Annotated in this window: 25 protein-coding genes; 17 read left to right on the top strand and 8 right to left on the bottom strand. The window is 55.9% G+C overall.

What is annotated here, in order from left to right; translation table 11 throughout:
- Positions 1-41 precede the first annotated feature (41 nt).
- From artJ to B498_RS17550, 6 genes are all read right to left on the bottom strand, one after another.
- Positions 42-773: an arginine ABC transporter substrate-binding protein ArtJ gene (gene artJ / locus B498_RS17525; RefSeq protein WP_008500035.1), complete on the bottom strand. Its 732-nt coding sequence runs from the start codon at positions 771-773 to the stop codon at positions 42-44.
- Between the two features lie 174 nt (positions 774-947).
- Positions 948-1,616 carry an arginine ABC transporter permease ArtM gene (gene artM, locus B498_RS17530; RefSeq protein ID WP_008500034.1) on the bottom strand — a complete coding sequence of 223 codons (669 nt, stop codon included), beginning with the start codon at positions 1,614-1,616 and terminating at the stop codon, positions 948-950.
- Positions 1,616-2,332 carry an arginine ABC transporter permease ArtQ gene (gene artQ / locus B498_RS17535; RefSeq protein ID WP_008500033.1) on the bottom strand — a complete coding sequence of 239 codons (717 nt, stop codon included), beginning with the start codon at positions 2,330-2,332 and terminating at the stop codon, positions 1,616-1,618. The genes artM and artQ overlap by 1 nt, the downstream gene beginning before the upstream one ends.
- A 6-nt stretch (positions 2,333-2,338) precedes the next feature.
- Positions 2,339-3,070: an arginine ABC transporter substrate-binding protein ArtI gene (artI, locus tag B498_RS17540; protein ID WP_008500032.1), complete on the bottom strand. Its 732-nt coding sequence runs from the start codon at positions 3,068-3,070 to the stop codon at positions 2,339-2,341.
- Positions 3,071-3,089: 19 nt separating this feature from the next.
- A complete protein-coding gene (artP, locus tag B498_RS17545; protein ID WP_008500030.1) occupies positions 3,090-3,818 on the bottom strand; it encodes an arginine ABC transporter ATP-binding protein ArtP in 729 nt (242 codons plus the stop codon).
- Between the two features lie 226 nt (positions 3,819-4,044).
- On the bottom strand, positions 4,045-4,563 hold the full coding sequence (locus B498_RS17550) for a lipoprotein (RefSeq protein WP_008500029.1): 519 nt from the start codon (positions 4,561-4,563) through the stop codon (positions 4,045-4,047).
- A 97-nt stretch (positions 4,564-4,660) separates the two neighbouring features.
- Between B498_RS17550 and B498_RS17555 the strand changes: the two genes are divergently transcribed.
- The 3 genes from B498_RS17555 (at position 4,661) to B498_RS17565 (ending at position 6,710) form a co-directional block, all read left to right on the top strand.
- The gene (locus B498_RS17555) at positions 4,661-4,984 is read left to right on the top strand and encodes a heavy metal-binding domain-containing protein (RefSeq protein ID WP_008500028.1); all 324 of its coding nucleotides are present in this window, start codon (positions 4,661-4,663) and stop codon (positions 4,982-4,984) included.
- The gene (locus B498_RS17560; protein WP_008500027.1) at positions 4,981-5,811 is read left to right on the top strand and encodes an N-acetylmuramoyl-L-alanine amidase; all 831 of its coding nucleotides are present in this window, start codon (positions 4,981-4,983) and stop codon (positions 5,809-5,811) included. The genes B498_RS17555 and B498_RS17560 overlap by 4 nt, the downstream gene beginning before the upstream one ends.
- A gap of 275 nt (positions 5,812-6,086) precedes the next feature.
- Entirely contained in the window at positions 6,087-6,710 is a 624-nt protein-coding gene (locus B498_RS17565) for a helix-turn-helix domain-containing protein (protein ID WP_008500026.1), read from the top strand.
- On the opposite strand, the gene B498_RS17570 is transcribed toward B498_RS17565, so the two are convergent.
- Both B498_RS17570 and B498_RS17575 read right to left on the bottom strand, forming a co-directional pair.
- Positions 6,711-7,343 (bottom strand): hypothetical protein, encoded by a 633-nt coding sequence (locus B498_RS17570; protein ID WP_008500025.1) that lies wholly within the window; start codon positions 7,341-7,343, stop codon positions 6,711-6,713.
- Positions 7,343-8,908, bottom strand: a complete 1,566-nt coding sequence (locus B498_RS17575) for an ExeA family protein (protein WP_008500024.1) — start codon at positions 8,906-8,908, stop codon at positions 7,343-7,345. The genes B498_RS17570 and B498_RS17575 overlap by 1 nt, the downstream gene beginning before the upstream one ends.
- Here B498_RS17575 and B498_RS23245 point away from each other — a divergent pair.
- The 14 genes from B498_RS23245 to B498_RS17640 all read left to right on the top strand — a co-directional run bounded on the left by B498_RS23245 (position 8,894) and on the right by B498_RS17640 (position 22,949).
- Positions 8,894-9,259 (top strand): hypothetical protein, encoded by a 366-nt coding sequence (locus tag B498_RS23245; RefSeq protein WP_192812201.1) that lies wholly within the window; start codon positions 8,894-8,896, stop codon positions 9,257-9,259. The two genes, B498_RS17575 and B498_RS23245, sit on opposite strands and share 15 nt — an antisense overlap.
- The gene (gene gspC / locus B498_RS17580; protein ID WP_008500023.1) at positions 9,210-9,941 is read left to right on the top strand and encodes a type II secretion system protein GspC; all 732 of its coding nucleotides are present in this window, start codon (positions 9,210-9,212) and stop codon (positions 9,939-9,941) included. The genes B498_RS23245 and gspC overlap by 50 nt, the downstream gene beginning before the upstream one ends.
- 13 nt (positions 9,942-9,954) lie before the next feature.
- Positions 9,955-11,877, top strand: a complete 1,923-nt coding sequence (gspD, locus tag B498_RS17585) for a type II secretion system secretin GspD (RefSeq protein ID WP_008500021.1) — start codon at positions 9,955-9,957, stop codon at positions 11,875-11,877.
- Between the two features lie 14 nt (positions 11,878-11,891).
- Positions 11,892-13,370, top strand: a complete 1,479-nt coding sequence (gspE, locus tag B498_RS17590) for a type II secretion system ATPase GspE (RefSeq protein WP_008500020.1) — start codon at positions 11,892-11,894, stop codon at positions 13,368-13,370.
- Entirely contained in the window at positions 13,370-14,578 is a 1,209-nt protein-coding gene (gene gspF / locus B498_RS17595) for a type II secretion system inner membrane protein GspF (protein WP_008500019.1), read from the top strand. Before gspE ends, gspF begins: the two co-directional genes overlap by 1 nt.
- Positions 14,579-14,581: 3 nt before the next feature.
- The gene (gene gspG / locus B498_RS17600; protein WP_008500018.1) at positions 14,582-15,031 is read left to right on the top strand and encodes a type II secretion system major pseudopilin GspG; all 450 of its coding nucleotides are present in this window, start codon (positions 14,582-14,584) and stop codon (positions 15,029-15,031) included.
- On the top strand, positions 15,031-15,516 hold the full coding sequence (gspH, locus tag B498_RS17605) for a type II secretion system minor pseudopilin GspH (protein ID WP_008500017.1): 486 nt from the start codon (positions 15,031-15,033) through the stop codon (positions 15,514-15,516). The genes gspG and gspH overlap by 1 nt, the downstream gene beginning before the upstream one ends.
- Complete coding sequence (gene gspI, locus B498_RS17610; RefSeq protein ID WP_008500016.1) at positions 15,509-15,937, top strand: type II secretion system minor pseudopilin GspI; 429 nt, start codon at positions 15,509-15,511, stop codon at positions 15,935-15,937. Before gspH ends, gspI begins: the two co-directional genes overlap by 8 nt.
- Entirely contained in the window at positions 15,889-16,518 is a 630-nt protein-coding gene (gene gspJ, locus B498_RS17615) for a type II secretion system minor pseudopilin GspJ (RefSeq protein ID WP_008500015.1), read from the top strand. Before gspI ends, gspJ begins: the two co-directional genes overlap by 49 nt.
- A complete protein-coding gene (gene gspK, locus B498_RS17620) occupies positions 16,515-17,525 on the top strand; it encodes a type II secretion system minor pseudopilin GspK (RefSeq protein WP_008500014.1) in 1,011 nt (336 codons plus the stop codon). Before gspJ ends, gspK begins: the two co-directional genes overlap by 4 nt.
- A gap of 15 nt (positions 17,526-17,540) precedes the next feature.
- Positions 17,541-18,683: a type II secretion system protein GspL gene (gene gspL, locus B498_RS17625; RefSeq protein ID WP_008500013.1), complete on the top strand. Its 1,143-nt coding sequence runs from the start codon at positions 17,541-17,543 to the stop codon at positions 18,681-18,683.
- Complete coding sequence (gene gspM, locus B498_RS17630; RefSeq protein ID WP_008500012.1) at positions 18,680-19,165, top strand: type II secretion system protein GspM; 486 nt, start codon at positions 18,680-18,682, stop codon at positions 19,163-19,165. The genes gspL and gspM overlap by 4 nt, the downstream gene beginning before the upstream one ends.
- Positions 19,162-19,959, top strand: coding sequence for a prepilin peptidase (locus tag B498_RS17635; RefSeq protein ID WP_008500010.1), 798 nt, complete (start codon positions 19,162-19,164; stop codon positions 19,957-19,959). Before gspM ends, B498_RS17635 begins: the two co-directional genes overlap by 4 nt.
- Before the next feature lie 257 nt (positions 19,960-20,216).
- Positions 20,217-22,949, top strand: a complete 2,733-nt coding sequence (locus B498_RS17640; protein WP_008500009.1) for a glycosyl hydrolase family 18 protein — start codon at positions 20,217-20,219, stop codon at positions 22,947-22,949.
- Positions 22,950-22,993 lie beyond the last annotated feature (44 nt).

The raw sequence follows: 22,993 nt of genomic DNA, 5'->3' as shown, positions 1-22,993 counted from the left end.
GTAGGCCGGGTAAGGCGAAGCCGCCACCCGGCAAAAAAATCTTACTGCGGGAACCACTGCTCGCTAATTTTCTGATACGTTCCGTCCGCTTTAATCGCTTTCAGCGCGCCGTTCAGTTTTTCCAGCAGGGCTTTGTTATCCGGACGTACCGCGATGCCGAGGCCCGTGCCGAAGTACTGCGGGTCGGTCACTTTTTCCGTTGCGGTGCCCAGCTGCGGGTTGGTTTTCAGCCATTCGTTCACCACGGCGGTATCGCCGAAGACGCCGTCGATACGGCCATTTTTCAGGTCGATAATCGCGTTCTGGTAGCTGTCATAGGCCACGGTTTTCACTTCCGGATGTTTGTCCTGCAGGTACTTCTGATGGGTGGTGCCGTTTTCCATCCCGATGCGTTTGCCTTTCAGCTGATCGAAAGAGGTATACGCGCCTTTCTTCGCAATCACCACCGCCGAGTTGGCGTAGTACGGGTCGGTGAACGCAACCTGCTTGCTGCGCTCAGGCGTGATGTCCATCCCGGAGATCACTGCGTCGTATTTTTTGAATTTCAGCGACGGGATCAGGCTGTCAAAAGCATGGTTAGTAAAGGTGCAGTCGGCCTGCATCTTTTTGCACAGCGCTTTCGCCAGATCGATATCAAAACCGACGATCTGGTTGCTGGCATCCAGCGACTCAAACGGCGGATAGGTGGCGGACACGCCGAAATTGATTTTATCCGCAGCGGATGCGCCAGCGGCGAAGGTGGCGAGTAATGCGGCCAGAACTAACTTTTTCATTGTAATGCTCCCGTCTGTCTTATTGATGCGCCGTGTCTGCGGCCTGGATGTACAATGCCAGTTAATGAATTTATATGCAATAAAAATGATTAAGTATTATTTTTAACGCGAAAAAAAAGCGGATAACCCATCAGGTTACCCGCTCCATGAATACCGTTTTATGCACTTGCGCGGTTAATTCCTGCGCTCAAACGCCAGCGCTTTACGCTCAATAAGGCGCATCATCAGCGTCAGCAGGCCGTTCACCACCAGATAGACCACGCCCGCCGCACCGAACACCATCACGTCATAGGTGCGCCCGTACAGCAGCTGTCCGTGTCCCATCACTTCCATCAGGGTGATGGTATAGGCCAGCGAGGTACTCTTGAACACCAGCACCACTTCGTTGGAGTAGGAGGAGAGCGCGCGCTTAAAGGCGTACGGCAGCAGGATCGCCAGCGTGTCCTTCTTGCTCATGCCCAGCGCCCCGCAGGACTGCCACTGGCCTTCCGGAATGGCGCGGATCGCACCAAAGAACAGCTGGGTGGTATAGGCCGCGCTGTTCAGCGAAAGGGCAATCAGGGCACACAGCCATGGCTCAGAGAGTAGATGCCAGATAACCGGATATTCCTGCAGCGACGGGAACTGGCCCGGGCCGTAGTAAATCAGGAAGATCTGCACCAGCAGCGGCGTACCGGTAAACAGGGTGATGTACCCGCGCACAATCCACACCAGCACCGGCGTTTTCAGCGTCAGGATGATGGTGAAGATGAGCGCCAGGATCAGCGCCACGATAATGGACGCCACGGTCAGCGTCAGGCTGGTGTGCAGCCCTTTCATCAACTCGGGAAAGTATTCAAGCATCAGCCTGGTCTCCGTTCAAAGCGCGTCGCTCGCAGGTCAATACGCTTGAGGATGTACTGACTGAGCAACGTGATCACCAGGTAGATTGCCGCCGCCACAATGTACCAGGTAAACGGCTCCTGGGTACGGGTGGCGATGCTTTTGGTTTGCAGCATCAAATCGTTAACGCTGATCAGGCTCACCAGCGCGGTATCTTTCAGCAGCACCAGCCACTGGTTGCCGAGGCCCGGCAGGGCATGACGCCACATCTGCGGCATCACCAGACGGAAGAAGATGGCGGATTTCGACAACCCTAACGCCTGACCCGACTCCCACTGTCCCTGCGGCACGGCTTTCAGCGCACCGCGCAGGGTTTGCGACGCGTACGCGGAGTAGAGCAGGGAGAGCGCAATGACGCCGCACAGGAACGGGCTGACGTCGAAGTTGTCAATCTGCATCTGCACCGGGATCTGCGCAAAGCCGAGATTAATCGTGAAGCCGTCCGACAGCGTGAGCAGCAGCTGCGAGGAACCGAAATAGATGAACAGGACCACCAGAATTTCCGGTAGCCCACGCAGCACGGTGACCAGCGCGGAGCCTGTCCAGGCGACGGGGAACCATTTCGCGGATTCCCACACCGCAAAGAACATCGCCAGCACCAGGCCGATAATCAGTGCGCAAACGGCAAGGCCGACGGTCATCCCGGCGGCGCTTGCTAAAGGAAAAATTTCATTCATCAGGAATTACTTCTGGAACCATTTTTTATAGATGGTTTCGTAGGTGCCGTCTTTCTTCACTTTTTCCAGCGCAGCGTTGAATTTCTGCTGCAGCTCAGTGTTGCCCTGACGAACGGCAATCCCCAGACCGGTACCGAAGTAGTCCTTATCGGTCACTTTGTCGCCCACTGGTGCCAGCTTGTCGTTGGCTTTCAGCCACTCGGTCACGACAGCGGTATCACCAAATACGCCGTCGATACGGCCATTCTGCAGATCCAGCTTCGCGTTCTGGTAGCTGTCATATGGCACGGTGGTGATTTCCGGATGCTTATCCATGATGAATTTCTGGTGCGTGGTACCGTTCTGCACGCCCACTTTTTTGCCTTTCAGCTGATCGACAGAGGTGAATTTGCCTTTCTGACCAATGAACAGGGCAGAGTTATCGTAGTAAGGGGTGGTGAACAGCACCTGCTTTTCACGCTCCGGGGTGATGTCCATACCGGCCATTACGGCGTCGATACGGCGGAACTTCAGGCTTGGGATCAGGCTGTCGAACGCCTGGTTGCTGAAGGTGCAGGTTGCATCGATCTCTTTACACAGGGCGTTTGCCAGGTCCACGTCAAAGCCAACAATTTTGTTGTTCGCATCAATGGATTCAAACGGAGGGTAAGAGGCTTCCGTGGCAAAACGAATGGTCTGAGCTGCGGTAGCGGAAAGGGTAACGCCAGCAAGCAGCACGGCAAGTAATACTTTTTTCATTATATTTCCCCTGACACAATCAATGAGATAAATAGTTTTTGAAGGCATCGGTTTGCGGGTTAGCGAAGCAGCTCGCATCACCTTGCTCAACGATATACCCGTTTTCCATGTACACCACACGGCTGGCGGTTTTACGCGCCACTTCCACTTCGTGGGTAACGATAACCTGCGTAATGTTGGTTTCCGCCAGCTCGCGAATAATGCTGACGATCTGAGCGGTGATTTCCGGGTCCAGCGCGGCCGTTGGTTCATCAAACAGCAGTACCGCAGGCTCCATCATCAGCGCACGGGCAATGGCCACGCGCTGCTGCTGACCACCGGACAGGTGCAGCGGGTAGCGGTCGCTGTAGGGCTTGAGGCGCAGACGCTCCAGCAGCTTTTCGGCACGCGCGATGGCCTGATCTTTGCTTAACCCCAGCACGCGGCACGGGGCTTCAATCAGGTTTTGCAGCACCGTCAGGTGCGGCCAGAGATTGTATTGCTGGAAGACCATGCCGACGTTTTGACGCAGCTCGCGAATCGCTTTATCAGACGGCGTCTTTGCGAAATCAAAATGGTTACCGGCAATTGCCAGCGTACCTGAACGAGGCATTTCAAGCAGATTAAGGACGCGCAGAAGGGAACTTTTGCCTGCACCGCTTGGGCCAAGCAAAACCAGCGTTTCACCTTCCGGGCAGTTCAGCGTGATGTCAAACAGCGCCTGGTGTGCGCCGTAGAAGCAGTTAATGCCGTTTAGTTTAATACTCATCGGGGCAGTCTTTACTCATCCAGGCAATCTATAGCAATTGAGGCCGCAGATAGTACCGTTGACAGAATAGTTATGCAATATTTCTGCGTTAAAAGTTAAATATAACCCGTATTTCCTCTTAAACATAGCACAAAATAGCGAAGGGCAAGGGCGGCGAGTATAAATGTCGGCATTCCGCGAGAAATGCCGGACATTTTACGGGGGTAACATTTTTATCACTGATGAATCAGCGGTTCTCAATCGACTGGCGCAGCGTGCCGGCCGGGGCATGCACGCTGCCGCCCACGTAGCGTACGTCGTCCACCGCCCAGCACTGGCCTTCACGGATCATCAGCACTTCGTCCTGCCAGGTTTGGCTGCCCTGCGTCAGCTTCACGCGCAGCGGAATATTACGGGCATCCGTGTTCGGGATGGTTGACGCGCTGGCCACTTCTGCGCTGTCCGGCAGCGTGGTGCGGCTGGAGAACGGGTCGGATTTCAGCAGCGCGTTGTGCTGCGGATCGCGGGTGGCATCGTTAAGCAGTTTTGCCAGACCATCGCTCAGATACGGGCGCATGCCGGTGAGGTCGTTGCTGCGGTGCTGAATGCGGTAATCATAGAACTGCTGCGCCACGGTGTCCGGGCCGCCCTCAATGCAGGGGCCGCTGCGGGTACCGATATCCTTAAAGGCTGGCGTGACCGTGGTGGTACAGGCGCTGAGCACCAGCGCGCAGGGCACGAAAAGTGTTAAAGCTGAATAGCGCATGTTGATTTCCTTATTTATTAACTATCCTTTCAATCATAGCGTAACGAACCGATAATGCTGTGCCTAAGGCATTGAACGCTAAAGAAGGAGAGAAACCATGCAGTTTTCAACAACGCCAACCCTGGAAGGACAGACAATAACCGAGTACTGCGGCGTGGTCACCGGCGAAGCGATTCTCGGCGCCAATATCTTCCGTGACTTTTTTGCCGGTATCCGCGATATCGTGGGTGGCCGCTCTGGCGCATACGAAAAAGAGCTGCGCAAAGCACGCGAAATCGCCTTTAAAGAGCTCGGCGAGCAGGCGGAAGCCCTCGGCGCGGATGCGGTCGTGGGAATCGATATTGACTACGAAACGGTCGGGAAAGACGGCAGCATGCTGATGGTGAGCGTAAGCGGTACGGCGGTGAAAACCCTGCGATGAGGCGTGCGTTTGCCACGCTCCTGCTGGCGCTGCTGCTGGCAGGATGCGTTACGGAAAAGGGGATTATCGATAAAGGTGCCTACGAGCTGGATACGCGTCATCAGGCGCAGGCGGCTTACCCGCGCATCAAGGTGCTGGTGATCCACTACACCGCGGATGATTTTGACAGCTCGCTGGCCACGCTGACGGATAAAAACGTTAGCTCTCACTATTTGATCCCCGCCAACCCCCCGGCGCCGGACGGCAAGCCGCGCATCTGGCAGCTGGTTCCCGAGAGCGAGCTGGCCTGGCATGCGGGCATTAGCTTCTGGCGCGGCACCAACCGGATTAATGATACGTCCGTGGGGATTGAGCTCGAGAACCGCGGCTGGCAAACGCGTGGCGGCGTGAAAACCTTTACCCCGTTTGCGCCTGCGCAGATTGCAGCGCTGATCCCGCTTGCCAGGGACATTATTGCCCGCTATGACATTCAGCCGCAGAACGTGGTTGCCCATGCCGACATTGCCCCGCAGCGTAAAGACGATCCCGGCCCGCTGTTTCCGTGGCAGCAGCTGGCGCAGCAGGGGATAGGAGCCTGGCCCGATCCCGCGCGCGTGGCGTTCTATCTTAACGGGCGGCCGCGCTATCAGGAGGTCGAGCGCGGTGCGCTGCTTGACGTGCTGAAACGCTATGGCTACGAGGTGCCGGACAACGCCACGGAACAGCAGCAGAAGAGGGTGATCAGCGCGTTTCAGATGCACTTCCGCCCCGCGCTGTGGAACGGCGTGGCTGACGTAGAAACCCTGGCCATCGCCGAGGCGCTTTTAGAGAAGTACGGGCAAGGGTAGTCCTCAGGGCTGCCCCTGACCAGGCCGTATTACCTTAGTTTTCTTGAGATTAATCTTAAGTACATTCTCAATTCATTTTTAGTTAATTGACTTAAAAGTACCCTCATTTAAGATAGATGTATAGCTTGCTAAGTAATTATAAAAAATAACACCTGCATAGTGATTTTTATTATCACTTCTCCTTGAAGTTTTTTATCAGGATTATACGAATAGTTTCGGTGGTTCCACCGTGGCCATTTTTTATCTAAAATTTACATCTTAATTCGGGTATAACAATGTTAAGCATTTACGGCAGAAAATTGCGTCCTCATCATGAAATAGAAAAAATCATTTCCGCAACGGAAGGATTTGAAGAAAAATCGTTAAAGAAATGGCAAAAAATTTCCACCGTCGATAATGAATTTATTCATATTATCGTCAGCGGTGAAGTGGAATTCCGCCGCGAATCCGACGAGCTCTGCTTGTTCACCCTGCAGGGGCAGTGCATTTTTGGACTCTCTTCCATTTTTTATCATTCGTCCCATATGTATGGCCTGGTCCGCTCGAATACCGTGGTGCGCTCGATTCCGAAAAGCGTTTTCTCTCAACTGATGACCGAGAAAGGCTTGTGGCCTGAACTCACCAAGGTGCTGGCCTGGTATATCTGTCTCCTGAGCAAGCGCGATGACGTGCTGGTTGCCCGCAGCGCCTATTCTGTCGTGCGCGAATTTTTGCTGGAAATTAATGAACTGATTGTACATCATCAACGCGATATTAATGTTTATGATTATATTCAGGAATACACCAGCCTGGCACGCAGTACGATTATAAAAATCCTCTCCGATCTGAAAAAAGGTCAATACATTGTGGTGGAAAAGGGTCGACTCCTTAATATCACCAACCTGACTGAAAAATATTAACTATTCCAGCCGGTCTCCCTTTTTACTTAATGGAGACCGGGAACTTTCTTTATGTAATGCGCCCGCCTGAGTATTATCCTGCGTTTCGTCAACCGGCGGTGCGGGTATTTTCCCTTGCGAATAATCCTGCTCTTGTTCTTTTAACGCCTGCTTAAACAGTTCGGTTAATGATGCGTCGTCACCCTCCGTGCGGGGGGAGACGGCATCGTCGTGCGCTTCCGTTCCGGGGAGGGTATCCCGCGAGGTATCGTGCGGCACCGTGCCGTCAGGCATCTGCTGCCAGTCGGCGTCGTCGCTGTTAATTGGCAGATCCTGCATGGCAGGGACGTCGGCCTGCACCGGGACGGGTTTCGGGTGCTGATGCGGGAACGGCTTGCTCACGTACACGTAGTGCATATCGGAAAGCTGCGTCTCGGGCTTCGCCACGTTCACTTTTTTTACCGGCTCCGGCGCAGGGTGGCGCAGTTGCCAGTATACGTGGGCGTACAGCCCCGCCATCAGCATGACGCAGAGGCTTACTATTCCTAAAAAGGCGTTAGAAGCGATTTTTCTCAGGCGGGGAATGCGGTACGAAAACCAGACCGCCTCCCCGGAAACGTAGCTGCGCTGAGCCGCAAGACAGATGGTAGACATTAGGAATGCTTCTCCTGCGTTTTCGCGTCCGGTGCGGCATGGGGGGTCTGAAGCAGCACGCTCGGCGTGGTGTTAGTGTCGCGCATCAACTGCATCAGCGTCTCCTCACCCGGGATACCGTCGACGCGCAGATGCATTTTTTGCTGGAACTCGCGGGTACGTTTCATCATCTCCGTCGTCCAGGTTTGAGCGTGGGTTTCCGGCTCGGCAAGGGCCTGGCTCAGCTGCTGATCCAGCCACCCCATGTCCTTCGCATCGCTGGTGGCGCTGATGGCGTCTTTGCCTTCCGGCGTCAGGCGGTGGAGCTGGGTATAATTGCCGGTGGCATGCTGGTTAAACCAGTGACGGCTTACCTGCCAGGTGCGGTTATTCATCAGTAGGTCGAGTGAGTTATCCCCGACGCGGGCGACCACGGCATAGTTAAGGTGGTTGCCGGTTTTCAGTTCACTCACCCACGGATACCCTTCCTGGGCCAGCGCGTCCGGTGAGGTATTTCCCTGCTTACACATCAGGTTCACCTTCGCGGCGTTCTGGCACAGGGCATCGTCCGCCGAGGCGTCATACCCCCACATCAGATAGAGCTGATGCATCGCATCCGGCTGATTAACCACCTCGTTGTCGATAGCCGGCACCACCGGCGCCTGCTCGATGGGCGTCTGCTGTTTCCAGCTCGCGGGTACCGGCAGTTGAATCGGAAGTCTTGCTCCGATCGAGGAGGTCAAATACCAGCCGCAGGCAGCGAACAGCACGGAGGCGAACAGCCCCACGGTAGCCAGGCGCATACCGTGTTTTTTCGCAGGCAGGATCTCACCGGCCGCCAGGCGCAGATGACGCGGGCTAACCTGTTCTGCGCGTTCGGTCCAGGCGGCGAGCATCGACAGGTGCGCCAGCTCGTTCAGCTTGCTGATATTCCCTTTGGTCAGCGCATGCATTTTACGCACGCGCGCCGGGGTCAACGGCGAGTGCTCACACCCGTGCGCTTCACACTGCGCCTGAACGTAGCTGAGAAACTCCCGGCAGGTAAGGGGTCGCAGGGTGTGGCAGGTATGCGCATATTCACGCAGTTCAGACTGCTGCATCAGAACGGCTTCCCGATCCGCTGCACCCATCAGTACGACGGACAGACGAAACTCCAGCTCCTGCGCGCGCGTCAGCAGCAGAGCCAGCACCTCCCGACAGGTCTCTTTCATGGCATCGGTATGGCTAATCACCAGCACTTTCGTCCTGCTTTTCCCCCCCTGCCACTGGTGCAGGATGGCATCCACCGCCTGAAGCCGGTTTTTGCTCTCTTTCGTTCCCGGGTTGAGTTTATACAGCAGGCTACTGGCACTCAGTTTTGGAAACGCGTTGATGGCAATAACGTCAGGGGTTGCGGATTTCAGGGCGTCGCTGAACTGGCCCAGCAGCGGGGCATCGTCTGCAAAGAGCCCAATAATCCCCGCCTGTTGGGTTTTCTCTTTCAGCAGGTTGAAAATATCCTGGTGATACGGCACGAAGAAATCGCCCGAGGCGCGGGTAATTTTTCGAAAAGGCGGGTGATTAAATTTAAAATGACTCTGATACATAACGACTTACCGTCTCTGGGCATGAATAGCAATGGTCCAGAAAAGTACGGCAAGGGTGCGTCATGGTCAATTTACGGGCAGGGTAAAAATAACCTGTCGGCTTCCTCTAACACTGGTTTTTTTGACGGTCAATCTTTTTCTTTATCAAAGTTAAAGGCGAAGCAGGTGGTCGATTGTCAGGCCGCTAATTACTATTTATGTCACATATTGTCGCAGCATGACGCTGCTTATTTCCGCTTTGCTAAAGGCCAGATGAATAATGAGGCTCTCACTTTTTTCACGGTGGATAACGCCCTGTATTATGTTTGTATTGCTGATTTTTTGCGGTCAGCAAGGCTACGTCATTTTTAAAGATTATAAAAAAGTGACGAATAAACTCGCGAACGCAGCGGCGAAACCGCAAAAAAAACGTCAGGAAGAAAAGACATTTTCACTTTTCACCGCCGCCGTGCGTCAGGACAACCTGCCAGCGGCCGGGAAAGCCCCGCTCGCTGCCGAAATTGAGGGGATCGTCCGCAGCGACGATGCCTGGTTGTCCTTCGCCGTGATCAAAACGCCGGGTGGTCAAAAGAGCTATCGCGAAGGCGAAGCGCTGACCGGTTTTAACGATGCCTTTATTCAGGAAATAAATAAAGACAATGTGGTGGTTAATTACGAAGGTGCTACGCAGGTACTGGCGTTAAATAAACCTGACTATTTTAAGGGCGGCGTTGACAGCGGCCCGGTAACCCAATCGACGAAAGATGCTGGTACTGAAAGCGTGCATCTGGATGATTATCTGGTGTTAAAGCCACTTATCGAAAAGGGCCAGCTGGAAGGCTACAACATTAATCCAAGGAATGCCTCTGACTTCTACAGCCATGCCGGTCTGGAAAAAGGTGATGTGGCGGTAAAAGTCAATTCTGTCGATATGACCGATGCAGAAAAGGCAAAAGATATTATTGCCAACTGGTCGAAAATGAAAGAAGCGGAGGTCGTCGTCAGACGTCACGCTCACCTTGAAAATATTCGGGTCAATGTTCTAAACAATTAACAAGTGTACAGACATGAAGAAATTTCCTTGGGCGTGCGTGGCGCTGACCGCATTGTCGTTATATTCCAGTTCGCTGCTCGCAGCTAACTTTAGCGCCAGCTTTAAAAACACCGATATCCGCGAATTTATTGATACGGTAGGCCGCAATCTGAACAAAACCATTCTGGTCGACCCGTCCGTTCAGGGCACGGTGTCGGTCAGAACCTATAACGTGTTGACGGAAGACGAATATTACCAGTTTTTCCTGAGCGTGCTGGACCTGTACGGCCTGTCGGTGATCCCGATGGATAACGGCATGGTTAAAGTGGTGCGCTCGAGCATTGCCCGCACCGCCGGTGCGCCGCTGGCCGACGGTAAAAATCCGGGCAAAGGCGACGAGATCATCACCCGCGTTGTGCGCATGGAAAACGTGCCTGTTCGCGAGCTGGCGCCGCTGCTGCGTCAGCTCAACGATGCCACCGGCATCGGTAACGTGGTCCACTTTGAGCCGTCCAACGTCCTGCTGCTAACCGGTAAAGCCTCGGTGGTGAACCGCCTGGTGGATCTGGTTCAGCGCGTGGACAAAGACGGTATTCAGCGTCGTGAAATCGTGCCGCTGCGCTTTGCGTCCGCCAAAGAGCTCTCGGAGATGTTGAATAACCTCAACAACGAAGAGCAGAAAGGGCAGAACGCGCCGCAGCTGGCGACCAAAGTGGTGGCCGATGACGAAACCAACAGCCTGGTGATCAGCGGTTCGGAAGATGCGCGCGCGCGGACCCGCTCCCTGATCCAGCAGCTGGATCGCGAGCAGAACAACGAGGGGAATACCCGCGTCTTCTATCTCAAGTATGCCAGCGCCACCAAGGTGGTGCCGGTACTCACCGGCATCGGCGAGCAGCTGAAGGACAAGGCCGGCGCGCCGAAGTCGAAAACCGCGCCAGCGTCCAGCGATCTGAACATTACCGCCGACGAAGCAACCAACTCGCTGGTGATTACCGCCCAGCCTAACGTGATGAACTCCCTTGAGAAGGTGATCGACAAGCTGGACATCCGTCGTCCGCAGGTGCTGGTGGAAGCTATCATCGCGGAAGTGCAGGACGGGAACGGCCTGGATCTCGGCGTGCAGTGGACCAGCAAGCACGGCGGCGTGCAGTTCGGCTCCACCGGCCTGCCAATCAGCCAGATTAAAAATAGCACCATGAAAGGGGCGAGCTTCACTGGCCTGGCGACCGGCTTCTTTAACGGTGATTTTGGTGCGCTGGTGACTGCGCTTTCCACCGACGGCAAAAATGACATCCTCTCCACGCCAAGCGTGGTCACGCTGGATAACAAAGAAGCGTCGTTCAACGTGGGCCAGGATGTGCCGGTACTTTCCGGTTCGCAAACCACCAGCGGCGATAACGTCTTTAACTCCGTTGAGCGTAAGACGGTCGGTACCAAGCTGAAAATTGTGCCGCAGATTAACGATGGCGACATGATCCATCTGAAGATTGAGCAGGAAGTCTCCAGCGTCGACAACAGCGCGACGGAAGACTCCAGCCTCGGCCCGACCTTCAATACGCGCACGATCAATAACGAAGTGATGGTCCACAGTGGCCAGACGGTGGTGCTTGGCGGTCTGATGGAAAATGTGACCAAACAGTCCGTGTCCAAAGTGCCGCTGCTCGGCGATATCCCGCTGGTCGGTCAGCTGTTCCGCTACACCTCCCAGGATACCTCCAAGCGCAACCTGATGGTGTTCATTCATACCACCGTGCTGCGTGACGACGACAACTACAGCGCGGCCTCGAAAGAGAAATATGACCAGATCCGGGTGCGCCAGATGCAGCGTGTGGAAGAGAAAAAGCTCGGTATTGTTGAGCCGAGCGACAATGCCGTCCTGCCCGCGTTTCCTTCAGCAAGCCCTCACGCCGCACCGGTGAAAACCCGCGCGACACGCAATCCGTTTAAAGAGTAAGGCGGAGGGGCAACGTGGACGAACTGAGTAAAACACTGTGTAGCAGCAGCTACGCAAAAGATAACGGCGTTCTGCTTTACAACAATGACGTCTATATCCGTGAGGACACCCCGGCGTTAGCACTGCTGGAAGTGCGCCGGGTGTTGGGCCGCGCGTTCGTCCCGGTTACTGTGACGCCGGAAGCGTTTGACGAGATGCTGGCCAAAATCTGGCAGCAGAGCAGCGGCGTTTCACAGCAGCTGGTGGACGACATGGATGCGGATATCGACCTGATGGCGTTAACCGAGGAGATCCCGGATAACGAAGATCTGCTTGATAACGACGAAAACTCGCCGGTGATCCGCCTGATCAACGCCATTCTCGGCGAGGCGGTTAAGGACGGTGCGTCGGATATCCATATCGAAACCTTCGAGCGCACGCTGAGCATTCGCTTCCGCGTTGACGGCGTGCTGCGCCCGGTGCTGCAACCGGCGCGTAAGCTCGCCCCGCTGCTGGTGTCGCGTATCAAGGTGATGTCGAAACTCGACATTGCCGAAAAACGTCTGCCGCAGGATGGCCGTATCTCACTGCGCATTGGCCGCAAGGCGATCGACGTGCGCGTCTCGACCATTCCGTCCCAGTACGGCGAGCGCGTGGTAATGCGCCTGCTCGATAAAAGCAATCTCAAGCCCGACATCAACAAGCTGGGCCTGATCGATGAAGAGCTGGAGAAGTTAAAAGGGCTGATTGAGCGCCCGCACGGCATTATCCTGGTCACCGGGCCGACAGGCTCCGGTAAAAGTACCACCCTGTACGCCATTCTTTCGGCGCTGAACGGCCACGAACGCAACATCCTGACCGTGGAAGACCCGATCGAATATGAGCTGGAAGGGGTGGGGCAGACGCAGGTTAACCCGCGCGTGGACATGACCTTTGCCCGCGGGCTGCGCGCTATTCTGCGTCAGGACCCGGACGTGGTGATGATCGGGGAAATTCGTGACGGTGAAACCGCGCAAATTGCGGTGCAGGCGTCGCTCACCGGTCACCTGGTCATGTCTACGCTGCACACCAACAGCGCCGCCGGGGCGATTACGCGTCTGCGGGACATGGGGCTGGAGTCCTTTTTAATCGGTTCATCGTTGCTCGGTGTCATTGCCCAGCGTCTGGTGCGTCGGCTGTGTACGCACTGCCGGACCACCAGTCCGCTGGATGCCAATGAAAAAGCGCTGTTCAGCTTTATGGACGCGCCGCCAAAAGCCATTTATCGCGCGGTGGGCTGTGAACACTGCCGCCAGAGCGGCTATCAGGGCCGTGCCGGTATTCACGAGTTCCTGGTGGTGGACAGCGCCATGCGCCGCGCCATTCATGAAGATAAAGACGAAATGTCCATCGAGACGCAGCTCTTTAAGCAGGCTTACAGCCTGCGCGAAAACGGGCTGTTGAAGGTGATTAGCGGCGTCACCTCGCTGGAAGAGGTGATGCGTGTGACCGCCGAGCGCGGGGGGGATGCGTAATGGCCTTCTACGCCTGGACGGCGACGGATGTCGCAGGCAAAACCCAGCGCGGCACGCTGCAGGCCGAGGGGCAAAAGCAGGTTCGCCAGATGTTGCGCGAGCAAAAGCTGATGCCCGTCAGCATCAGCGAAACCCGTGAAGCGGCGTCTGCCGGAAAAGCAAAAACCGGAGCCAGGCTCTCCACGCCGGTGCTGTCGATGTTTACCCGTCAGTTATCCACGCTGGTCAACGCCGCACTGCCGCTCGAGAGCGCGCTGAAGGCGATCTCGAAGCAAACGGAAGACAACAAGCTGGCGGCAATGGTGGTGGAGATCCGCGAGAAGGTGGTGGAAGGTCACACCCTGTTCGACGCCTTCAGCCAGTTCCCGCGCACCTTCGACAAGCTCTACTGCACGCTGGTGATGGCCGGTGAAAAGACCGGCCACCTGGGCGACGTGCTGGAGAAGCTGGCGGAGTACAACGAGCAGCGCCAGAAGATGAAAAGCAAGCTGACGCAGGCGATGGTCTACCCGATTACCCTCACCGTGGTCGCCATCGCGGTCATCAGCATTCTGCTGGTGGCGGTGGTGCCGCAGGTGATCGAGCAGTTCACCCACATGAAGCAGCAGCTGCCGATCACCACCCGCACGCTGATTGCGGTGAGCGATTTCCTGCAGGCGTACGGGATCTACATCGTGGGGATCCTCGGCGGCGGATTTGTTGGCTTTAAGACCTGGCTCAGAAACGCCAAAAACCTTTTTCGCTGGCACAGCTGGCTGGTGAATGGCTCGCCGATTAAAAAGCTGGTGTGCGCGATCAACAGCGCCCGCTATATCCGCACGCTCAGCATCCTGCAGGCGAGCAGCGTGCCGCTGCTTGAAGGGATGTATATCGCGATGGACGGTATCGAAAACCTCTACGCCCGGCAGGTGCTGGAGCAGGCGGCGGATACCGTGCGTCAGGGGGCCTCGCTCTATGCCGCGCTGGAGCAGGCGAAATTATTCCCGCCCACCATGCTGTACATGATTGCCTCCGGCGAAGAGAGCGGCGAGTTAGGCAACTTAATGGACCGCGCGGCGGAAAACCAGGAGTCGGCGCTACAGCATCGTATTACGTTAACGCTCTCGGTATTTGAACCAGCGCTGGTGGTCTCCATGGCGACGATTGTTTTATTCATCGTGCTGTCAATATTACAGCCGCTTCTGCAACTTAATAATATGGTAGGTTAAATCATGGCTATAAAAACAAAACGTCTGGCTCGCCAGGCGGGGTTCACCTTGCTCGAATTAATGGTGGTGATCGTTATTCTCGGCGTTTTAGCGAGTATGGTGGTGCCCAATTTAATGGGTAATAAAGAAAAAGCGGACGCGCAAAAGGCGACCAGCGATATTGTTGCGCTCGAAGGCTCGCTGGATATGTATAAGCTCGATAACCACCGCTACCCAACGACCGAGCAGGGTCTGCAGGCGCTGGTGACCAAGCCTGAGATCGCGCCTATTCCCAACGGCTACCGCGCCGACGGCTATATTCGCCGCCTGCCGCAGGATCCGTGGGGCAACGATTATCTGCTCGTCAGCCCGGGTGAACACGGCGCCGTAGACGTCTTCTCTGCCGGTCCTGATGGCGAAGCCAACACCGCAGACGATATTACGAACTGGTCTCTGGATAAGAAAGAGAAATAATGAAGAATCAACGCGGCTTTACGTTGCTGGAAATTATTCTGGCGCTGGTGATATTTGCCAGTTGCGCCATGATGGTTGTCTCAACAATACCCTCACGCAGCGGTGCGGATATATTTGGTCAGCAATTAAAAGCCCTCGTTGATTATGGTTCAGACCGCGCGGTCATGGACGGAAATATTGTCGGGCTGGTGATCGCTACCGATAAATATCAGCTGGTCACGCTCGACGATAAAAATGGCGAACGTCACTGGGTGCCGTTATCCGCCGGCCGTATTACCACGAAGGGCGATTTCCCGGAAGAGATGCACGTGTCGCTCTCGCCTCAGCGTCTGGCGGCTAACGTCGAGGCCGACCCCCAGATCCTCTTTCTGCCGGACGGTGAGATTGGCCGTTTTACGCTGACGCTGCAGAGTTACGACAAACAGCATCACTTCCGCGTGGTGTCGCAGGGCGCGGCCCCGGTTTCGGTAGAGAACGATGACTAAAGGCAAGGTTAAGCAGAACGGGATGACGCTCCTGGAGGTGATGGTGGCGCTGGTCATTTTCTCCACCGCCGCGCTGGCGCTGATGAATTCCGTCTCCCTGAACGTGCGCTTCACCCACGGGCTGGCCGAAACGCTGCAGGCCAGCTGGGTTGCAGAAAATCAGCTGGCTGAAGCCCAGCTCAGCAAAACCGATTTTCCCGATGCCGAGGAGCAGGGGACGGAAATCATGGGGGGGCGCAGCTGGTACTGGCATAAGCAGCGGGTGAAAACCGCCAATAGCGGTTGGGCCAATGCCATCCGCGTTTACGCCGAAGGCGATAAAAGCCAGCCGGTCATTTCGCTTCAGATCATTGGGCCGGGAGAAGAGAGCAAGTGCAGACGAGCCGACGCCAGCGCGGTTTTACCCTGCTGGAGATCATGATTGCGCTGACCATTTTTGCGGTCATCAGCACCCTGGCCTGGCAAATTCTCGACGGCGCGATGCGCACCAGTTCGGCAACCGATACCCGCGCGGCGAAGCTTAATCAGCTTCAGCGTGCCTGGAGCCTGATGGAGCGCGATTTTTTCCAGCTGCAGGCGCGGGCGCCGCGCAACGCACCGGATCTGTTTTTACAGGATGGCGATGCCGTGGAATTCACCACGCTGAACGGCGTGAGTGGCACGGTCCAGCTGGAGCGCGTGCGCTGGCGGCTGGAAGAAGGGCGTCTGTATCGCGACGTCTGGCCGGTGATTGACAGCCCGGCGGACGTCAAACCCGATGAAGTGCCTATCGTCAGCGAGGTGAAAGCGATGCAATGGCGGTTTTATCACCAGGGCTGGCAAAAAAGCTGGGGTGACTCTGCCCATCTGCCAGACGGCGTGGAGCTTACGCTGACCATGGAAAATGGCGACACCTGGCGCTGGGTGTTTACCACGCCGGGAGAGATACCAGAAGCGGTGGCACCGGCGGCAGAAAACGCGCCTGCCCCGCAAAATGCGCCTGCGCCGGACGTGAAGCCATGAGCCGGGTCCATCAGCAACGCGGTGTTGCCCTGCTGGTTGTGCTGATCCTGCTGGTCATGATGTCGGCCCTGGCGGCCAAAATCAGCCAGCAGTTCTGCCGTAATTTGCAGAAAACCCACTATCAGGTGAGCCAGCAGCAGCTGCGCTGGGCAATGCAGGCGCAGGAAAAAGTGGTGAAAGACCGGTTGCAGAACGACGCCAGCGGCGAGAGCAAACCGCTCGACCCGGCGGGCGACTGGCACCTGCCGCTGGAGACGCAGGGTGAAGACTATACGGTGGTCAGCCAGGTCGACGACGCGCAGGACTGCTTCAACGTCAATAACCTGCTGGCCGCAGACAAAGTGGCTCAGGATCAAAATGCGTCAACCGTGCCGGAAAAACCGCGAAAAGAGAAGATTGTCGAGCAGATCCTGACGGACGGCGGCATCAGCCAGACGGCGGCGGAAGAAATTTATCAGCAGCTGGTGGATTATCTCGACGGCGACGCCACGACGGTGAAAGAGGGCGCGGAGATGGACGCCTGGTCTGGCGTAGTGCCGGCGCGTCAGCCTGCGAATCAGATGATGCGCACCCTTGCCGAGATCAAGCTGCTGCCGGCGTTTCCTGCTGCAGCGTACCCGAAAGTGAGCAAGCTGTTATGCGCGCTGCCGGACTCGGCCAGCAAGGTGGATGTCAATACTCTGACGCCGGAGCAGGCGCCCTTACTGGCAGCCCTGTTCCCGGGAAAACTCACCGCGGACGATGCCGTACGCCTGATTGAGTCGCGGCCGGAAACCGGCTGGGAAAGTATGGACGTCTTCAGCAAAGCGCTGGAACAGGCCTTCCCGCAGTTGAAGGAAGAGTTGCCGCAGGTGGCCGGGCTGCTCTCCATCAACAGCCGGTATTTTCGCGTCAACTACACCGGCAATACCGATGAGTTAACGCTTCGCGTGGTGAGCCAGCTTCAGGTGAATAACGAAGCCGGTGAAATTGTGACGTGGCAACGTCGTTACCGAATGATTGAATAAGAAAAGTAGAACGCTATGAAACAGGTCCTTTTTGTTCGTCCCGACAGCCGTGAGGACGGGAAAATCATGTGGTGTGAGTCGGGAAGCGAACAGGTTACAACCCTGGCCCCCCCGCAGGCGCTGCATACCCTTGCCGACCATCCTCTGGCTGCGCGCGTGTGTCTGCTGCTGCCCGCCAGTGAGATGATCTTCCGCCACTTTACGCTGCCGAAGAAAATGGCGTCGCAGGCGACCGCCTTCTCGTGGATGGCGGAGGAGACTCTGATTGGTGAGGTGGACGATCTCCACTGGACGGTGCTGAACAAAAAAGGTGCCGAGGTGGACGCCGTGGCGATAGATTCCGCCCGCCTGCAGCAGTGGCTGACCCGCTTTCACGAGGCGGGCCTGAAGGTCATTCAGGTCCTGCCTGACGCCTGGCTGCTGCCGGTCACGGCGGGTGGAAGCACGCTGGTTGCGCGGGAAGAGAACTACTGGTTGCGCTTGTCGCCGCATATCGCCTGTAACGTTGAGGTTGGCCTGTTGCCGCTGCTGATGCAAAAAGCCGGAGAGGGCGAGGTCCGCTGCTACGGGGATATCCCGCAAGGCATTGAGGTTGACGAACAGCTGGCGGCAGAACATCCGCTGGTGCTGATCCAGCCGCAGTGGCGGGCGTGCCGCGTCAACGTGCTGCACGGTGCGTTCAGCGCGAAAGCGACCAGCGCGAGGGCGGCGAAAGGGGTGAAGGCCGCCATCGCGGTGATGGGACTTCTCTCTCTGGGCCTGCTGCTCGGCCCCCGCATCACCCTGGCGTGGATGCTGGCAGATCGGGAAAATCAGGTGCAGCAGGAGATGGTCGAGCTTTATCAACACCATTTTCCGAGTATGCGTCACCAGACCAACCTTAAGTACCATTTTGGACAGAACATCAAGAAGCAGCCTAAAGGCATTTTTTTGCAGATGGACGAACTGGAAAAGATCCGTCAGTCCGTTCCGTCGATGGAAATTACGCTGTTTGAATATGACGACACGCAGGGAGCCCTGACATTAAGCGTGAGTGCGCAAAACGCGCAGGCATTACAGGAATTCATTCATCAGGCCAGCACGAATTTTGATTTTACATTACAGCCTATTTCAAAGGACGCGCCGTATACGGCCATGATTACAGGGAAATATAAATGAAAGCGCGAATTGCACAGTTTACATCTCGTTATCAACAATACAGCACCAGAGAAAAATTCATTTTAAAAATAGCGGCGGGAGCTTTATGCAGCGCCATCATCTATTACGCAGGGATAATTCCCCTGGATAACATGATAAAAAATAGCCAGGCGACGCTGGCGCGACAAATTGAAACGGTAAACTGGATGAAAACAGAAATTGATAAAAATCATCTGCCGGTGCTACAGGTGAAAACCGATAATCCACGCAGCGTGGTGGAGAATAGCGCGCATGAAATTAACCTGACGCTGACCGATATTCGTCAGGACGGTCAGACTCTGGCCTTTGTCGTGAACCGGGTCAACGTGTATGAATTAAAAAACTGGCTGCGAGAGATGAACCTCGCGTCAGGCGTCAGGCTGGAGAAAATGAACCTCACGCCCGTGGATCACCTGAGCGACGTGAAGGCCGAAATCCAGCTGACCTGGAAAAAAGTGGCATGAACGGGCTGATACTCGTCCGGGAGAGTTATCCCGTCGGGTTTGCCGCGATGAGCGGCGTGTTCGGCGCGATCCTAGGGAGCTTTCTCGGCGTTGTGGTGGATCGCGTGCCGGGGATGGTGCTAGAGGAGGAGAGCCGCAGCAACCTGCTTTTCCCGGCGTCACACTGTCCCGTCTGCCAGCATGCTCTGCGCGCATGGGAGAACATCCCGCTGCTGAGCTGGCTGGCGCTGCGGGGACGCTGTCGTTGCTGCAAGTCGCCGATTCCGCTGCGGTTATTTTTACTCGAGCTGTTGACGGCGGTGTTCTTTGGCCTCACCGCCCGGTGGATACCGGACTTAGCATCCCTTTTCTCGCTGTGGGTGCTGGCGGCCTTTCTGCTGCCGCTGGCGATGATTGACGGACAGCACCAGCTGCTGCCCGACTGCCTGACGCAGCCGCTGCTCTGGGCCGGGCTGCTGTTCCACGCCTTCAGCCACGGGCTGCCCCTGCGTGATGCGCTGCTCGGCGCGGTGGCAGGCTATCTTTCGCTCTGGCTGGTGTACTGGGCGTTTCGTCTGCTTACCCGTCGGGAAGGGCTGGGCTACGGCGATTTCAAGCTGCTGGCGGCGCTGGGCGCCTGGTGCGGCTGGCAGTCACTCCCTGCGATTGAATTAATTGCCGCATTAAGTGGCATAGTGGGTTATTTGCTATTAAATAAATCGAATAAAAATAACCAAACCATCGCTTTCGGACCTTATCTGGCTTTTGCTGGAATAGCGCTCTATACCTGCCAGCTATTTGTGAATACCTATTAAATAACCGGGTCAAGTTTTTTTATCAATATTTTCGACGAGGAAAGAGAAGGACGACCTTTTATCCTCAGTGTATCGTAAAAGGCATAAGCTACACGGATTTTTAGCTTGTATCTTTTAATGGAGGAATACAACGCGTCTTTAAGGTTTGGATAACGGCTGTCTGCGTATTTAAAAACGCACTATGTGAATATCATTCCATGTTCTAAAGGAAGACATGGATCAATTTCGTTTACGAATAAATTTATCAGGAAAGAAAAATGAAATTTATTAAGCCTAAATATCTGGCGCTCTTTATTGCAGCGGCAACCGGTTCTGCATTCGCTGCTGCGCCAGGTGCGCCGACCATCGGCTCCGGCAATGACAAATTTGCGCTGGTCGAGGTGGATCAGGCCGCGCAGGATTACAACAGCCTCGTCAAGGTACATAACGACGGCGTGGATGTGAAAGTCGAGTGGAACGTGTGGAGCGGCGACGCGCCAACGTCTGCCAAAGTGCTGCTGGATGGTAAAACCGTGTGGACCGGCGCAGCTGGTGCAAGCGGCTCAGCCACCTTTAAAGTGAAAAAGGGCGGACGTTATCAGGAGCAGGTGGAAGTCTGTAATGCCAGCGGCTGTACCAAAAGCGCCAGCAAGCTGATCATCGTGGCGGACACCGACGGCAGCCATCTGCTGCCGCTGAACGCGCCGCTGCAGGAGAACAACAAAACGTTCGCCAAACATACTGATAAAGTGGTTGCGGCGTATTTCCCTGAATGGGGCGTTTACGATCGTAACTTCCCGGTTGATAAAATCCCGGCAGCGAACCTTAACCACATCCTCTATGGCTTCATTCCAATCTGTGGCGGCGACGGCATCAACGATGGCCTGAAAACCGTTGAAGGCGGTAACAGCTTCTCCGTACTGCAGCGCGACTGCGCGGGTCGTCCGGACTATACCGTCGCCATTCACGATCCGTGGGCTGCGCTGCAAAAACCGCAGTCTGGCGTCTCCAACTGGGACGACCCGTACAAAGGTAACTTTGGCCAGCTGATGGCGCTGAAAAAAGCGCATCCGGACCTGAAAGTGCTGCCATCCATCGGTGGCTGGACGCTGTCCGATCCGTTCTTCCACATGGGCGACCCGGCAATCCGTGCCCGCTTCGTCTCCTCTGTGAAAGATTTCCTGCAGACCTGGAAGTTCTTTGACGGTGTGGATATCGACTGGGAATTCCCTGGCGGCGGCGGCGTGAGCGAACACCTGGGTAACCCGCAGCAGGATAAAGCGACGTATACCGCCCTGATGCATGACCTGCGCACCATGCTGAACGAGCTGTCTGCACAGACTGGCCGTACCTATGAACTGACCAGCGCCATCGGTGCGGGCCGCGATAAGATTGAAGACGTGGATTACACCGCTGCTCAGCAGTACCTCGACCACATCTTCCTGATGAGCTATGACTTCTACGGCGGCTGGAGCAACACCGAGCTGGGCCACCAGGCCGCACTGCGCGCGCCGTCATGGCGTCCGGACACGAACTACACCACCGAGAACGGCGTGGACGCGCTGCTTGCTCAGGGCGTACAGCCAGGCAAGATCGTGGTGGGTGCGGGCATGTATGGCCGCGGCTGGACTGGCGTGCATGGCTACACCGGTGACAATCCATTCACGGGTACCGCAACCGGTATGGTGAAAGGTACCTGGGAACCTGGCGTGGTCGACTACCGTCAGATCGTTAACGAGTACAAAGGCAAGCCTGGCTGGGAATATGGTTACGACGCGAATGCTGAAGCGCCATATGTCTTCAATAAGTCTACCGGCGACCTGATCACCTATGAAGATGCACGCTCTACCGCCGCTAAAGGCAAGTATGTGCTGTCGAAAAACCTGGGCGGACTCTTTGCCTGGTCTATTGACTCTGATACCGGCGACATCCTGAACGCGATGAACGAAAGTCTGCTGGGCGGTTCTACCCCGGTCGATCCGGTCGTCACCAACCATGCGCCAATCGCGTCTTCTGCGGATCAGAACGTCTCTGGCCCGGCAACCGTCACGCTTGATGGTTCTGCTTCCAGCGATCCAGACGGCGATGCGATTACCTACAAATGGACCCAGGTTTCTGGCCCATCTGTGACTCTCTCCAACAGCACCAAAGCGAAAGCAACCTTCAACGTTGCGGCAGCGACCAGCGATCAGACCATGGTGTTCCGCCTGACGGTTACGGATGCTAAAGGCCTGAGCAACGCCATTGATGTGCAGGTTGTGAATAAAGCGCCAAAAGCTAACCAGGCGCCAGTCGTGAACGCAATGGAGGCAGTGACGCTGCAGGCAGGAGAAACCTATGCTCTGCACGCGCAGGCTGTGGATCCAGACGGTGATGCGATGACCTTCTCCTGGAGCGTGCCAGCGGATATGCATGCAACCGGTACCGATACCGCGAACGTGACGATTACTGCACCAGACGTTGCCACCACGTCTACCTATACGCTGAGCGTAGTTGTAGGCGACGGCAAAACCAGCGTGCAGTCTAACGTGCAGGTTACCGTGAATCCGAAACCGGCTGACGTTACACCACCGTCTGATGAGGTTACACCTCCGTCTGATGACGTAACGCCACCCTCTGATGAAGTTACACCTCCGTCTGATGACGTGACCCCGCCATCTGACGAAGGTTCTGCAACCGGTAGCTGCGATGCGCCTGTCGATGCTAACGCCAGCAAATATGCCGCGTGGGATGCCAGCAAAATCTACAACAGTGGCGATACCGTGAGCTTCGACCATCTGGTGTGGAAAGCGAAGTACTGGACGCAAGGCAACCAGCCTGGGTTCGGTGTGGATGCCTGGGAGCTGGTCAGCAACGTGAAGATGAACTGGCGTTCTGACCTGGTTTATAACGGCGGCGAAACCACAACCTACCAGGGCAACGTTTACCGTGCCAAATGGTGGACCCGCGGTGACAACCCGGCTAACAGCGATGTATGGGTGAAAGAAGGTCCTTCAACAGACTGCAAATAACCTTCTGAACCGTGGATTGCGGGAATGATATCAACCCGCAATAG

This window comes from Enterobacter sp. SST3 (assembly GCF_000286655.1).
GTDB classification, from domain to species: Bacteria; Pseudomonadota; Gammaproteobacteria; order Enterobacterales; family Enterobacteriaceae; genus Enterobacter; species Enterobacter roggenkampii.
Note: the sequence above shows the minus strand (reverse complement) of the source record. Positions and strands in the feature narration are given on the sequence as shown.

Coding starts and splice junctions, on each gene's coding strand:
- gspH (WP_008500017.1), top strand. CDS start 15,031: ATGAAGAATCAACGCGGCTTTACGTTGCTGGAAATTATTCTGGCGCTG.
- B498_RS23245 (WP_192812201.1), top strand. CDS start 8,894: ATGACTCTGATACATAACGACTTACCGTCTCTGGGCATGAATAGCAAT.
- gspK (WP_008500014.1), top strand. CDS start 16,515: ATGAGCCGGGTCCATCAGCAACGCGGTGTTGCCCTGCTGGTTGTGCTG.
- B498_RS17550 (WP_008500029.1), bottom strand. CDS start 4,563: ATGCGCTATTCAGCTTTAACACTTTTCGTGCCCTGCGCGCTGGTGCTC.
- B498_RS17560 (WP_008500027.1), top strand. CDS start 4,981: ATGAGGCGTGCGTTTGCCACGCTCCTGCTGGCGCTGCTGCTGGCAGGA.
- artQ (WP_008500033.1), bottom strand. CDS start 2,332: ATGAATGAAATTTTTCCTTTAGCAAGCGCCGCCGGGATGACCGTCGGC.
- gspG (WP_008500018.1), top strand. CDS start 14,582: ATGGCTATAAAAACAAAACGTCTGGCTCGCCAGGCGGGGTTCACCTTG.
- gspD (WP_008500021.1), top strand. CDS start 9,955: ATGAAGAAATTTCCTTGGGCGTGCGTGGCGCTGACCGCATTGTCGTTA.
- artI (WP_008500032.1), bottom strand. CDS start 3,070: ATGAAAAAAGTATTACTTGCCGTGCTGCTTGCTGGCGTTACCCTTTCC.
- gspF (WP_008500019.1), top strand. CDS start 13,370: ATGGCCTTCTACGCCTGGACGGCGACGGATGTCGCAGGCAAAACCCAG.
- B498_RS17555 (WP_008500028.1), top strand. CDS start 4,661: ATGCAGTTTTCAACAACGCCAACCCTGGAAGGACAGACAATAACCGAG.
- B498_RS17575 (WP_008500024.1), bottom strand. CDS start 8,908: ATGTATCAGAGTCATTTTAAATTTAATCACCCGCCTTTTCGAAAAATT.
- B498_RS17640 (WP_008500009.1), top strand. CDS start 20,217: ATGAAATTTATTAAGCCTAAATATCTGGCGCTCTTTATTGCAGCGGCA.
- gspI (WP_008500016.1), top strand. CDS start 15,509: ATGACTAAAGGCAAGGTTAAGCAGAACGGGATGACGCTCCTGGAGGTG.
- B498_RS17635 (WP_008500010.1), top strand. CDS start 19,162: ATGAACGGGCTGATACTCGTCCGGGAGAGTTATCCCGTCGGGTTTGCC.
- artJ (WP_008500035.1), bottom strand. CDS start 773: ATGAAAAAGTTAGTTCTGGCCGCATTACTCGCCACCTTCGCCGCTGGC.
- gspM (WP_008500012.1), top strand. CDS start 18,680: ATGAAAGCGCGAATTGCACAGTTTACATCTCGTTATCAACAATACAGC.
- gspL (WP_008500013.1), top strand. CDS start 17,541: ATGAAACAGGTCCTTTTTGTTCGTCCCGACAGCCGTGAGGACGGGAAA.
- B498_RS17570 (WP_008500025.1), bottom strand. CDS start 7,343: ATGTCTACCATCTGTCTTGCGGCTCAGCGCAGCTACGTTTCCGGGGAG.
- B498_RS17565 (WP_008500026.1), top strand. CDS start 6,087: ATGTTAAGCATTTACGGCAGAAAATTGCGTCCTCATCATGAAATAGAA.
- artM (WP_008500034.1), bottom strand. CDS start 1,616: ATGCTTGAATACTTTCCCGAGTTGATGAAAGGGCTGCACACCAGCCTG.
- artP (WP_008500030.1), bottom strand. CDS start 3,818: ATGAGTATTAAACTAAACGGCATTAACTGCTTCTACGGCGCACACCAG.
- gspC (WP_008500023.1), top strand. CDS start 9,210: ATGTTTGTATTGCTGATTTTTTGCGGTCAGCAAGGCTACGTCATTTTT.